This window comes from Pantoea sp., from assembly GCF_028283705.1.
In the GTDB taxonomy this organism is placed as follows: Bacteria; Pseudomonadota; Gammaproteobacteria; order Enterobacterales; family Enterobacteriaceae; genus Pantoea.
In genome coordinates, this window is sequence record NZ_JAPWKD010000034.1 from 286,839 (window position 1) to 299,930 (window position 13,092).

The window sequence follows — 13,092 nt, forward strand, 5'->3', positions numbered from 1 at the left end:
GGGTCACCCTTAAAACGCGAAACAGGAACAGCCCAGCGCGCCCCAGAAGGCATTGTTATCGGAGACCGGTACCGACGACTGGCGCGCAACATCATGGGCATGGCTGTGCACGCCGCATGGGCCGCTGCACTGATGTACCTTCGGCATCATTGCGGCACGTCCCGCTGCCTGCGGCGGTGCGCTACGGTAATGGCCCGGTACCGTCACCACCGGTGACCACTCCGGCAACACTGGCACCGGCGGCGGTGCCAGCGGGGTAAAGCTGCCTGCGGCGTACACCACATCACCATCAACCAGGGTCAGCACCGATTCAATCCCTTTGATCTCCTCTTCCGACACGCTGAAGAAATCTTTCGACAGCAGTACCAGATCCGCCAGTTGTCCGACCTTGATCTCACCTTTGGCGTTTTGCTCGCTGGAGAACCAGGCGCTGCCTTTGGTCCACAGCATCAGCGCGGTTTCGCGGTCGATACGGGCGTTATCATCATACAACTGCATACCGCCAACGGTGCGGCCGGAAACCAGCCAGTACAGCGCCGTCCATGGGTTATAGCTGGCGACGCGAGTGGCATCAGTACCCAAACCTACCGGCACCTCAGCATCCAGCATGCGTGCGACCGGTGGTGTTTGTTTCGCAGCTTGTTTGCCGTAGCGATCAACAAAATATTCGCCCTGGAACGCCATGCGGTGCTGCACCGCGATACCGCCGCCCAGTGCCTTAACCCGTTCGATATTGGCTTCGGTGATGGTTTCCGCATGATCGAAGAACCAGTGCAGGCCGTTAAACGGAATGTCGCGGTTTACTTTCTCAAATACATCCAGCATACGGCTGATGGATTCGTTGTAGGTGGCATGCAAGCGGAATGGCCAGCGGTGTTCCACCAGATGGCGCACCACGCGCTCCAGTTCATCTTCCATACCGGGGGCCAAATCCGGGCGCGGTTCGAGGAAGTCCTCAAAATCAGCCGCTGAGAACACCAGCATTTCCCCCGCGCCGTTGTGACGCAGGAAGTTAGTGCCCTGGCCCGGCTTCAGCATATCGGTCCACTTTTCAAAATCTTCCAGCTCATGGCCGGGACGCTGAGTAAACAGGTTATAGGCGATGCGTACTGTCAGCTGCTTTTTGGCATGCAGCTCAGAAATCACATCGTAATCATCGGGATAGTTCTGGAAACCGCCGCCAGCATCGATAGCGCTGGTCAGTCCGAGGCGATTCAGCTCGCGCATAAACTGACGGGTGGAATTCACCTGTTGCTCCAGCGGCAGTTTCGGGCCTTTTGCCAGGGTCGCGTACAGCAGCATGGCGTTGGGACGGGCGATCAGCATCCCGGTCGGGTTGCCGTTGCTGTCACGCTGGATCTCACCACCCGGCGGGTTCGGTGTGTCTTTGGAGTAACCCACCACTTTCAGTGCAGCACGGTTGAGCAGGGCACGGTCATACAGATGCAGGATAAATACCGGCGTGTCCGGCGCGGCAGCGTTGATTTCGTCCAGCGTTGGCATGCGACGTTCGGCAAACTGGAATTCAGTCCAGCCGCCGACCACGCGTACCCACTGCGGTGATGGCGTACGCAGGGCCTGCTCGCGTAGCATGCGTAATGCATCCGCCAGCGACGGCACGCCTTCCCAGCGCAGTTCCAGATTGTAGTTCAGGCCGCCACGAATCAGGTGCAGGTGTGAATCGTTGAGGCCGGGAATGCCGGTGTGGCCTTTGGCATCGATAATTTGCGTGTTGCTTCCGGCAAAGCGCATCACTTCCGCTTCGCTCCCCACGGCGAGGAACTTGCCATCTTTAATCGCGACGGCGGTTGCCAGTGGATTGGCGCGGTCAACAGTATGGAATTTGCCGTTGGTCAAAATCAGTGAAGCGGTGGTCATGTGTCTTCTCCTGTCAGATTATGCTTTGCTGCCAATCAGCCATTGTTTCAACACGCGAGTCAGCAGTGGCATCCACAGGAAAACCACTAACGCCACGACGCTGGCATTGTCGAGAAAATTCCCCCACAGCGTGCCGTGGCTGACAGGCAACACCGTGTTCCAGAACCAGGGGACCAGGTTAGCTGAGGGAAAAATCACCCCCAGCGTGAGTAAGTATTGTTTCCATTTGGCGGGTTTGACCTGGCCTTTTTGCGTCGGGGTAAACCAGAACGCGGCGCCAGGCCGAACTTCAATATGTTCCGGCTGGGCGAGGATGGCAGGCAGCTCTTTCACCAGTTCCTGACGGGCCGGGGATTTCAGCCAGGCATACAATTCATCCATGCCAACAAAGCGAATCAGCACGGTGTAGGCGTTGTCGCCGTGTACCGGGCGCAGCACGTTTACCCCAAGGTGCCCAGGAAAGCTGGCGGCCTGCGGCATGATAGTTTCGAGCCATTTTTCGTAGTCGGCCTGCTTCTCTGGCTGGATGCTGTGGGTGATCACCAGCGTGACATGATGAGCCTGTTGTGAATATTTCATGGTCTGTTCCTCGGTGCGTCTCGCGGGTGAAAGTGCTTGCGTCGTTGAGGAAAAAAATACGAAATGAGAGCGTTTATTGATAACGGATTGTTTTTGGGTTGTTGTTCAACAAATTTTGGGGAGGGGGTAAGGAATGCGTTTGAACCTCGAAGCGCTGCTGATTCTGGATGCGCTCGATCGTCACGGCACCTTTGCCGCAGCGGCGGCAAGGCTGTTTAAAACCGCGTCAGCGCTGAGTTATACCGTGCAGAAAATGGAAAGCGATCTGAAAATCACGCTGCTGGATCGCTCCGGCCATCGCGCGACTTTTACGCCGACCGGCCGTCTGATGCTGGAAAAAGGCCGCACGTTATTACGTGCGGTGAACGAGCTGGAGCAGCAGGCGCGCTATGTTGAAAGCGGCTGGGAGAGCCAGCTGGTGATAAGTGTCGATGCCTCTGTGCCGTTTAGCCTGCTGACCCCGCTGATTGATGAATTCTATCAGCAGCATTCGCATACCCAGCTCCAGTTCCGCCATGATGTGCTGGCTGGTTGCTGGGAAGCCCTGCATTACGGCGAGGCAGACATCGTGTTTGGCGCGGTACAGGAACCGGCGACGCGCAAAGAGATTGGCTGTCAGCCGCTCGGCTGGCTGGAGTATGTGTTTGCCGTCGCGCCAGAGCATCCGCTGGCTGCGGCCCCTGAGCCGCTGCTGCGCGAACAAATTCGCCAGTATCGGGCAGTGACGGTGCATGATTCTTCACGCCACAGTGCGGGTATTGATTTACGCGTGTTGGATGAGCAGAAGACGTTGAGTGTGCATGATTTCCCGTCCAAATTGCAGGCGCAGCTTGCCGGGCTGGGCTGCGGTTATCTGCCTCGCTATCTGGCTGAGCCGCATTTGCTCAGTGGCGCGTTGGTGGAACGTCAGCTGGATAGCGAATGTCGCCGCGATATGGCGTATCTGGCATGGAATGAAAGCGCGAATGGTAATGCGGCAACCTGGTGGCGTGAGCGCTTGCCCACGCTGCCAGGTCTGCGTGATATCTATCTGCCTGCCTGAACTTAAATCGAAATGTGGTGGCTGACCTGCGGCGGTTCGTCACCCTGATGATATTGCAGCACCGCCTGTTGCAGCTCCACATCGGCGTGGGAGACGCGCTGATGCTGGCGCAGGTGTTCCTGCCACGATTCCACCAGGAACCATTCCAGCAACGCGGTGGGATCGTCGCTCTGTTCCATCAATCCCCAGGCATAGGCCCCATCACGGCGACGTGCGGCGGCCAGTTTATGCATCGCCCGTTTGAAGTCTGCACGATCGGACTGCGGCACCTGATAACGTACCTGAATCATCACCGGACCACGACGCACATCCACCTCATCGCTCACCACCGGTTCGGCCCAGCGCTGTGCGGGTTGCAGATCGGCTTCCCCGGCAGGCAACACCAGGCGTTTCAGCAGCAGGGCGCTGATCAGTAAAGTCACACCCGCCAGCAGCAGGGTATTCGCCAGCCCGATATGCTGGGCAACTAACCCCCAGACCAGGCTGCCACCCGCCAGCGTGCCGTTAAATACCATCAGATACACTGCCAGACCTCGTCCACGCACCCAATCAGGCAGCACCGCCTGTGCCACGCCATTCAGGGTGGTCAGGGCGATAATCCAGCCAACGCCCAGAATCACCATCAGCAGCAACGCCAGCCATTGCGGCGGGCTGAATGCCAGCGCCAGCATCACCACCGCACTGAGCAGCGCTGAGAGCAGCAGCAGGCCATCGTTACCCATGTGCAGACGAAAACGGGGCAGCAGTAGCGCACCGGCAATCGCACCGGCACCGACCGCACCCAGTAGCAGGCCGTAAAATCCGGCAGTGCCGTGCAGCATATTACGCGCCACCAGCGGCAGCAGTGCCCAGATGGCACTGGCGAAGGCGAAGTAACACGCGGCGCGCAGCAACACACGGTGCAAATCGCGGCTGGCGCGCACATAGCGCAGGCCGGCACGGAAGGCACCGAAGAAGTGTTCATTCAACTCAGTTTTGGCTTTGGCCGGACGCTTCCAGTACAGCAGCGCGGCAACCACGAAGAAGTAACTGGCGACATCCGCGCCGTAAGCTGCCATCGCGCCGAAACTGGCCAGCAACAGGCCACCGGTGGCAGGGCCGATAGCACGCGCGATATTGATGCCGAGTGAATTCAGTGCCACGGCGTTTTTCAGTTCATGGCGCGGCACCAGCTCCGGCACAATTGCCTGCCATGCCGGGCCAAACAGTGCGGCACCGACACCGCCGACAAAGGTCAGGCCGATCAACCATTCGGTGGTCAGCCAGTTGTTATGCGACAGCACCAGCAAGGTACCGCTGACGCTGGCCATCAATATCTGCACCGCAATCAGTAACCGGCGACGGTCAATGATATCGGACAGCACGCCCGCAGGCAGCGCCAGCAGGAACACCGGCAGGGTGGCGGCGGTTTGCATTAATGCCACGGCGGCCGGGTTATCAGACAATCCGGTGACCAGCCAGGCGCTGGCGACATCGCGGATAAAGCTGCCGGTGTTGCCTAATACTGAAGCGGTCCAGATCAGGGCAAATAGCCCGTAGGCGAAGGGGGAAAAGGCACTGCTGCGTGCGGTTACAGGTGGTTGGCTCATGGTCAATCTCCGATAAGGTTGCGATGACTGCACATTACGAAGCCTGGCTGATGGTTGATAGCGGAAAAAATCGGCCAACTTGTCCAGGCTTTTTTGACAGGTGCAGAACGCAAAAAAGTTTGAACAAGTCGTCAAAAACTCTGCTTTAGGTTTTTCCTTCGACCGGGGTTAGTTTGATTAGCGAGACACAACATTACTCACCTGACGGAGAAAAATTATGAGCACTTTCAAGACTAAAGACGGCGTAAATCTGTATTACAAAGACTGGGGCAAAGGCCAACCGGTACTGTTCAGCCACGGCTGGCCGCTGGATGCTGACATGTGGGATAGCCAGATGAATTTCCTCGCAGAACGTGGCTACCGGGTTATTGCATTTGACCGCCGTGGTTTTGGTCGCTCAGAACAACCGTGGGAAGGTTACGACTACGACACCTTCGCGGATGATATTCATGGCCTGATTGAACACCTGAAACTGGACGATGTCACCCTGGTAGGCTTCTCCATGGGTGGCGGCGATGTGTCACGCTACATTGGCCGTTACGGCACGGCGAAGGTGAAAGGGCTGGTGCTGCTGGGGGCAGTGACACCGATTTTTGGTAAAACCAGCGATCATCCGGAAGGGGTGGAGACAGCGGTATTTGACGGCATTAAAGCGGGATTACGTCAGGACCGCGCGCAGTTTATCAAAGACTTCGCGGTGCCTTTCTATGGTACCAATGCCGGACAGACGGTATCGGAGGGTGTGATGACCCAGACGCTGAATATCGCGCTGCTGGCTTCACTGAAAGGTACGCTGGATTGTGTGACGGCGTTTTCTGAGACCGATTTCCGGACGGATATCGCCAAAGTAGATGTGCCGACGCTGGTGATTCACGGCAGTAACGACCAGATCGTACCGTTCGAAGCCACTGGTAAACTGGTACACGAGATGATTTCGGGATCAGAGCTGAAAGTGTATGAGAATGGCCCGCACGGTTTCGCGGTGACGCACCAGGATCAGCTGAACGCCGACCTGCTGGCGTTTTTACAACGCGTTTAAAAATATTTACCAGGTGCGCATTTCTGCGCACCTGGTCCCTGTCAATCCGCCAGCAAATGCCCGTACATCGCCATTAACCGACGTGTTACACCGTTGGTCCAGCCAAAACCATCCTGCAACGGATACTCACCACCGCCACCCGGACGGGCGCGCTCGCCGCTGATGTCATACTTCTCCACCAGCTTATGATGCAGCGAATAGAAGTTTTTCACCGTGGTCAGCCAGTTAACCGCAATCTCCGTTGCCAGCGTTTCTTGACCGTAGTGATTCAGCCCGACAATCGCCATCCATTGCAGTGGTGCCCAGCCGTTGGGCTTGTCCCACTGCTCGCCGCTTTCCACCATTGAGGTGACCAGGCCACCCTGCGTCAGCAACAGCTGGCGCAGTGCCACCGCCTGCAAATGCGCCTGTTCTGGCGTGGCGAGCCCCAGGAACAGCGGCACCACCGCAGCGGCGGTAAAGGCACCAAAACGCTGGCGTCGCCAGTCGTAATCGCGATACACCCCGGCGGTTTTATCCCACAGATAGCGATGAATGGCGCGTTTGCGCACATCGGCTTTTTTCTGCCATGCCAGCGCCGTCAGTTCCTCACCTTTGGCGTGCGACAAGGTGGAAATCATCAGCTCCAGCTTGTAGAGAAACGCATTCAGGTCAACCGGAATGAACTGCGTGGTGCGAATGCTTGCCAGACGATGCGGATCGCGCAACCAGCGTGACGAGTAATCCCAGCCGGAAGCGGCACCAGCACGCAGATCGCGATACACCTCATTCGCCGGGCGGCGCGATTTGCTGGCGGTTTCCACGTCTTCAATCCAGGATTCATCACGCGGTGTGTCACGGTCATCCCAGTAGCGATTCAGCAACGAACCATCGGGCATACGCACCACATGGCGGTAGGCCTGGTCAGGCATCAGCGAACCGGCACCGTCCATCCAGAACTGGTACTCTTTCATCAGATGGTCCAGATAGCGTTTCGCGCCGCGAATGCCATCCTCTTCAAACAGTTCCACCATCAGCGCAAACACCGGCGGCTGCGAACGGCTGAGATAATAGGTCCGGTTACCATTCGGCACATGGCCGTAGTTATCAATCAGCCAGGCAAAGTTGTCTGCCATATCGCGCAGCAGATCGTCACGACCACTCTCCGCCAGGCCCAGCATAGTGAAGTAGGAGTCCCAGTAGTAGGTCTCCCCGAAGCGACCGCCTGGCACCACATAAGGTTTCGGTAGCGGCAGCAGGGAGGAATGTGGCATATGTTGCTGCGGCATTTTAGTCAGCACCGGCCACAGCTCATCAATATGTTCTGTCAGGGTTTTATCCGGATTAGAAACATAAAAACTTTCATTGCTCTGCGGCAGATAAAAATGGTCATGCACAAATTTGCCGAGATCAAAATCAGCCGAACGTTTGCGGCGGCGATAGCGGATTAAAATATCCAGTGGATCATATTTTGGTGCACAATCCGGGAACGTTTTGCTATCGGCAAATATCCGCGACATTTGCACGTGCTCAAAAAGCTCCATGTATCGATCGGCGGGCGTGAGTGCATCCGGGGCGGGCAGACCTTCAATCAGCTCCGGCTCCGGCTCAGAATCCTGCATGCCCTCAAGGATTAACTCATGAGGATCCTGTTGATACTCCAGTTCCGCATCGCCACGACGCTCTTCGAAAACATTATTTTGCTGGTGGTTAGTATTAATAGCAGCCTCCTGAAAAGTCCCGGTTGCTTAAAGTACAAATTATATATCCCTCATCCCTCAGGGCAACAATGCGAAATATCTATGAACGTAATAAATCATGTCGATGGATCGGTTATTTTGGTGATTTTTTAGTGATTACAAGGCGCTATATTTCAGGAAATGAAAACGGTATCTGAAATGAAGCTATAAATAATCGGACAGAATTATCTGTAAATAAGAAAATCGCCAGGTGATGGCAAAAAAAAGCGGAAAATATTGATCATTTGATGGCAAACGCAACGCGAAAAAATGCGCCCCGACGGGGGCGCACTCGCTTAGTCTTCACTGACCCGATAGCGTTCCAGCCAGTGGGCGTACGGGGCAGGCAGCACCCATGAAGGCTGGCTTTTATCCAGCGCCAGCGCGGCATGATAAGGCCAGTGCGGATTTTTCAGGTGCGCCCGACCGATCATCACCAGGTCCAGCTGGCCTTGTTCAATGGTGGCGTTCGCCACTTGCGGCGTGTCGATGCCCCAGGCCGAGGCCACCGGGATATCGGCTTCACGCCGCACGCGCTCGGCGATCGGGGCCATAAACGGGCTACCCCACGGAATATTGGCGTCCGGGGTGGAAAAGCCCATGCTGACGCTCAGCAGGTCCATGCCGTTGGCGCGCCAATATTTTGTCAGGGTGATCGCTTCCTGCATCGTCTCTTCGTCGCGACCATCAAATTCCAGCACGCCAAAGCGCGCGGTCAGCGGCAGGTTTTCAGGCCACACAGCACGCACCGCATCAAAGGTTTCGCGCAGGAAACGGCTGCGACCAAATGCATCGCCGCCGTATTCATCGGTACGCTGGTTGGCGTGGACCGAGAAGAAACTCTGCGCCAGATAGCCGTGCGCAAAGTGCAGTTCCAGCCACTCGAAACCGGCGTCACGGGCGCGTTTCGCGGCACTGACAAAGTCATCACGCACGCGTTTGATATCGTCCAGCGTCATGGCTTTGGGCACGCGCGGCAGGTTATTGCCGAAGGCGATGGCGGAGGGGGAAAGGGTGTCCCAGCCGCGTGCATCGTTCTCGCTGATATGATCGTCGCCTTCCCACGGCTTATTGGCGCTGGCTTTACGTCCGGCATGACCAATCTGGATGCCCGGTACGGCACCGGCCGCTTTGATTTCCCGCGCGATGCGGGCCAGTTTTTCGGCCTGTGCATCGTTCCACAAACCCAGACAACCCGGGGTGATACGACCTTCCGGCGACACCCCGGTGGCTTCTACAATCACCAGCCCCGCGCCGCCGCGAGCCTGGCTGCTGTAGTGCACGTAGTGCCATTCGTTGCTCAGGCCATCGACCGCGCTGTACTGGCACATTGGCGGAATAGCGATACGGTTACGCAGCGTCACATCTTTCAGTGTGAACGGTGAAAATAACCCTGACATAACAACCCCTTAATATGGTTAAAGCAATATAATTTGTTTGCCGCTGAAGTTACGATGCTGCAACGCCTGTAACTGCGTGGGTAGCTGATCGTAAGGAAAATGCAGCAGCAGTTCGCTGTGTAAGGTGCCCTGCGCGATTTGCGCCAGCATGCGTTCACCTTGCTGGGTCAGTGCGTGCCATTGCTTTGCGTCACCATGAAGATGCAGTGCGCCGAGCGCCACTTCATGTAGCGATAATGCACGACCAAACGGTGTGCAGGGCCACTGTTCTACCCGGCCCTGAATGCACACCAGATGGCCATTCGCCAGCAAATTACCGGCCAGGCTGGTCGCGTGTTCCGGGCTGACGGCATCAATCACTGCATAGAAGCGCGAGGCATTGTGCAGCGGATCGCTTAAGGTGTACTTCGCACCGAGTGCTTGCAGGCGGGAAAAATGGCGCTCGCTGCTGAGTGTCGTCACCGTAAAACCACGCGCCTGCGCCAGCTGTACCAGGAAGTGACCGACCGATCCCCCGGCACCGGCAATTAGCAATGACGCGCCCGGCTGGGTGGGAACTTTTTCGATGGCCTGCCAGGCGGTTAATGCCGGGCAGGGGAAGGCCGCTGCCGTAGCAAAATCAATAGCATCTGGCAGGCGCATCAGCACCTGGGCGGCAATGGGGGTAAATTCGGCAAAGCTGCCGGGACGTTGCAGGCTCTGATGATAAGCCACGCGGGTGCCGAGCCAGCGTTGATCAACATCCGCTCCAATGGCTACCACGGTGCCTGCGCCATCCACACCCGGTACTTTGCCGATTTGGCTGTCGAGCACTTTCCAGTCCACCGGATTCAGGCCGATCGCCGTGTTCTGCACCAGCACCTCGCCGGACAGCAAAGGATCCGCAGTCAGATAACGATCCTGGAGATCGTGCGGCGATTTGCCGCCCTGCCAGACCCAGCCGCGCCAGTCGTTCGGCACGTTAAACATAGGCACCCGCAGAGTAGGTCAGTTCATAGCTGTGGCTGTAGATCTCAATGATATTGCCGAATGGATCTTCCATATAAACCATGCGATAAGGCTTCTCACCGGGGAAATATTCGCGCACCGGCATACGTTGTTTACCGCCAGCCGCGACGATTTTTTCTGCCAGGCCTTCAACATCCGGGTCCTGCACGCAGAAGTGAAACACGCCGGTTTTCAAGTATTCAAAGTTGTTTTCCGGTTTTTCGGCTGCTTTGAATTCAAAGATTTCCACGCCGACACGGTCGCCGGTGGAGAGATGGGCAATGCGGAATTTCTCCCAGCCGCCGCCAAATACGTCGCTGCACATTACGCCGATCGCGGATTCATCTTCCTGGATTTCAGTGGGCGGCATGATCAGATACCAGCCCATCACTTCGGTGTAGAACTTCACGGCAGCGTCGAGATCGGTCACGGACAGGCCGATATGAGAAAAGGTACGAGGATAAGGAGCAGTCATCTGCATTCTCCATGTGTCGAAAAGATCTACAGGCTACTGCGCAACAGGTATAATGAAAACAGTGATTCAGTTATGGTTATTATAAAATTTCATTATGTTTAATCCACAATGGTTAAAATCCTTCGCCATGCTGGCGGAGCAGGGCAGCTTCACGGAAAGCGCCGATCGTCTGGGGATCACCCAGGCAGCCGTCAGCCAGCATATCCGGCATCTGGAGCAGCAGCTGGGGCCGCTAATCCTACGCAGCAAACGTCCGCTGGAGTTGACGCCCGCCGGGCTGGCGCTGCTGGATTATTGCCAGGAGGTGGATCGCGCCCAGCGCCATCTGACGCTACGGCTGAGCGAAGAGGATGTGACCTGTGGCGAAGTGAGCCTGATTTCACCGGGCAGCATCGGCCTGCGCCTCTATCCACTGCTGCTGGCGTTACAACAGCAGTACCCGGATCTCAGTATCCGACATCGCTTTGCCCCGGATAGCGAGGTGATGGATGCGGTGCTGCATAACCGCTATGAGATGGGGCTGGTCACGCAGAAGCCGGACGATAAACGGCTGGTGGCGGAGAAGTTTGCCGAAGAACCGCTGGAACTGGTGGTGCCAGCGGGCATAAAGGTGCATGGCTGGGCGGATCTGGAGACGCTGGGTTATATCGATCATCCGGATGGTCAGGCGATGGCGACGCGTTTGCTAAGCCGTCGTTTTCCGGGGAATCCGGGGGTGCGTAATTTGCCGCAACGTGGGTTCAGTAATCAGATCAGTTTGATCCTCGAACCGGTCGCGCGTGGCCTGGGGTTTGCAGTGATTCCGCAGTCGGCGCGGCTGGCGTTTGCGCAGTCGGAAGCGATCCGGGTGGAAAGCTGTGGCGTGGCGCTGGTGGATACCATCTGGCTGATCCACCGTGCCGAGTGGCCATTGTCGGGCCGTGCCCGCCAGGCATTGCAATGGCTGGAAGGTAAGCTGTAGCGGCGCGAATTATCGCGCAGGTTTTTCAGCATATTGCGCCGCTACGGATTGTGCGCTTATTTCGCCAGCGCAGCTTTAATGACATCGGCGTAAGGTGTTGTCGCGCGGCCAATCAGCTTGCTCAGCGTTTTGCTGTTATCAAATAGCCCGCCCTGTTCGGCTCCGGCATCGGAGTCCGCCAGCATCTCCGCCAGACCATCCGGCAAACCCGCACCTTTCAGCGCCGCCGCGAATTCCGCCTGTGGCAGATTGATATAATCCACTTTCTCACCAGATTGCTGCGCAATCTCTGCGGCGAATTCTGCCAGTGAATAACTCTCGTCACCGGCCAGTTCATAGATTTTGCCCGCCTGATCGTCACGGCTGATCACTTCGGCAGCGGCCGCCGCATAATCGGCACGCGCAGCAGATGAGATACGACCTTCGCCGACCGAGCCAATAAACACATGATGTGCCAGCGCTGGCGGGATGCTCGCTGCATAGTTTTCGGTGTACCAGCCGTTACGCAGCAGCGCAAACGGAATACCGGAAGCCTTCAGCTGTGCTTCGGTGGCGCGGTGCTCCACACCAAGGCCGAGCGGTGTGGTGTCGGCATGCAGCAGGCTGGTATAAGCGATAAAACCAACACCCGCCGCTTTGGCGGCTGTAATCACCGCTTTATGCTGTGCTTCACGCTGTCCGACTTCGCTGGAGGAAATCAGCAGCAGTTTATCCACGCCCGCAAAGGCGCTTTTCAGCGTTTCCGGCTGGCTGTAATCAGCGGTGCGCAGCGTCACGCCCAGCGCGGCCAGGTCTGCGGCTTTTTCCGGTGAACGCACCGCCGCAATCACTTCGCTTGCCGGGACTTTTTTCAGTAATTCGTTGATGACCAGACGACCCAATTGGCCGGTTGCACCTGTAATCGCAATCATGATGTTCTCCTTCAGTTTGAACTGGTATGTCATCATCCTGGCGTATAAACTAACTTTTAGTAAGTACTTACAGAATTGTTAGTTTGGCGGAAAAAACCTAAATGTCTGAAAACCTGAGTGATAAATTTAGCCGCGGCGAGTTGCTGAACGTCAATTGCCCCTCGCGCGAAGTGCTGAAACGTATTACCAGCCGCTGGAGCGTGCTGGTGCTGCTGGCCCTGCGCGAGGAAACGCTGCGCTTCAGCGAGCTGCGTCGCAGAATCGGTGGCGTCAGCGAACGCATGCTGGCGCAGACGCTGCGTTACATGGAAGAAGATGGTTTTGTCGCGCGCATCGCTTATGACGTGGTGCCGCCGCATGTGGAATACCATCTCACCCCGCTGGGACGTGAAGTCGAAGGGCAGGTTATCGGCCTTGCGGACTGGCTTGAGAGTAACCTGCATCGTATTCTGGAAGTGCGCGAATCTGCGTAACCCGGTCGACATAAATGCCGAAAAACGTAGGGTGCGCATT

At 56.9% G+C, this 13,092-nt stretch carries 12 protein-coding genes; 4 read left to right on the forward strand and 8 right to left on the reverse strand.

Annotated features, from left to right (window positions below):
• Nucleotides 1-9 precede the first annotated feature (9 nt).
• Together PW844_RS28150 and PW844_RS28155 are read right to left on the reverse strand one after the other, a co-directional pair.
• The gene (locus PW844_RS28150; RefSeq protein ID WP_299459771.1) at nt 10-1,878 is read right to left on the reverse strand and encodes an amidohydrolase; all 1,869 of its coding nucleotides are present in this window, start codon (nt 1,876-1,878) and stop codon (nt 10-12) included.
• Between the two features lie 18 nt (nt 1,879-1,896).
• Nucleotides 1,897-2,457 (reverse strand): antibiotic biosynthesis monooxygenase, encoded by a 561-nt coding sequence (locus PW844_RS28155; RefSeq protein WP_084876650.1) that lies wholly within the window; start codon nt 2,455-2,457, stop codon nt 1,897-1,899.
• Nucleotides 2,458-2,590: 133 nt separating this feature from the next.
• Here PW844_RS28155 and PW844_RS28160 point away from each other — a divergent pair, with 133 nt between their 5' ends.
• Entirely contained in the window at nt 2,591-3,499 is a 909-nt protein-coding gene (locus PW844_RS28160) for a LysR family transcriptional regulator (RefSeq protein ID WP_299459783.1), read from the forward strand.
• Nucleotides 3,500-3,501: 2 nt separating this feature from the next.
• On the opposite strand, the gene PW844_RS28165 is transcribed toward PW844_RS28160, so the two are convergent.
• A complete protein-coding gene (locus PW844_RS28165) occupies nt 3,502-5,088 on the reverse strand; it encodes an MFS transporter (RefSeq protein ID WP_299459786.1) in 1,587 nt (528 codons plus the stop codon).
• 217 nt (nt 5,089-5,305) lie between these two features.
• Between PW844_RS28165 and PW844_RS28170 the strand changes: the two genes are divergently transcribed.
• On the forward strand, nt 5,306-6,127 hold the full coding sequence (locus PW844_RS28170; RefSeq protein ID WP_299459789.1) for an alpha/beta hydrolase: 822 nt from the start codon (nt 5,306-5,308) through the stop codon (nt 6,125-6,127).
• Nucleotides 6,128-6,168: 41 nt separating this feature from the next.
• Here PW844_RS28170 and treF read toward each other — a convergent pair whose 3' ends face one another.
• The 4 genes from treF to PW844_RS28190 all read right to left on the reverse strand — a co-directional run bounded on the left by treF (nt 6,169) and on the right by PW844_RS28190 (nt 10,707).
• On the reverse strand, nt 6,169-7,827 hold the full coding sequence (treF, locus tag PW844_RS28175) for an alpha,alpha-trehalase TreF (RefSeq protein ID WP_299460473.1): 1,659 nt from the start codon (nt 7,825-7,827) through the stop codon (nt 6,169-6,171).
• 314 nt (nt 7,828-8,141) lie between these two features.
• Nucleotides 8,142-9,245 (reverse strand): NADH:flavin oxidoreductase/NADH oxidase, encoded by a 1,104-nt coding sequence (locus PW844_RS28180; protein WP_299459792.1) that lies wholly within the window; start codon nt 9,243-9,245, stop codon nt 8,142-8,144.
• Between the two features lie 18 nt (nt 9,246-9,263).
• Nucleotides 9,264-10,214, reverse strand: a complete 951-nt coding sequence (locus tag PW844_RS28185) for a zinc-binding dehydrogenase (protein ID WP_299459794.1) — start codon at nt 10,212-10,214, stop codon at nt 9,264-9,266.
• Nucleotides 10,207-10,707: a lactoylglutathione lyase family protein gene (locus tag PW844_RS28190; protein WP_299459796.1), complete on the reverse strand. Its 501-nt coding sequence runs from the start codon at nt 10,705-10,707 to the stop codon at nt 10,207-10,209. Before PW844_RS28190 ends, PW844_RS28185 begins: the two co-directional genes overlap by 8 nt.
• Nucleotides 10,708-10,801: 94 nt before the next feature.
• Here PW844_RS28190 and PW844_RS28195 point away from each other — a divergent pair, with 94 nt between their 5' ends.
• Nucleotides 10,802-11,668 (forward strand): LysR family transcriptional regulator, encoded by an 867-nt coding sequence (locus PW844_RS28195; protein WP_299459798.1) that lies wholly within the window; start codon nt 10,802-10,804, stop codon nt 11,666-11,668.
• A 56-nt stretch (nt 11,669-11,724) separates the two neighbouring features.
• Here the strand turns inward: PW844_RS28195 and PW844_RS28200 are convergent, their stop codons facing one another.
• On the reverse strand, nt 11,725-12,579 hold the full coding sequence (locus PW844_RS28200; RefSeq protein WP_299459801.1) for an SDR family oxidoreductase: 855 nt from the start codon (nt 12,577-12,579) through the stop codon (nt 11,725-11,727).
• Nucleotides 12,580-12,680: 101 nt separating this feature from the next.
• On the opposite strand from PW844_RS28200, the gene PW844_RS28205 reads away from it, so the two are divergent.
• Nucleotides 12,681-13,052 (forward strand): helix-turn-helix domain-containing protein, encoded by a 372-nt coding sequence (locus PW844_RS28205; RefSeq protein ID WP_084876640.1) that lies wholly within the window; start codon nt 12,681-12,683, stop codon nt 13,050-13,052.
• The last annotated feature ends 40 nt before the right edge of the window (nt 13,053-13,092 follow it).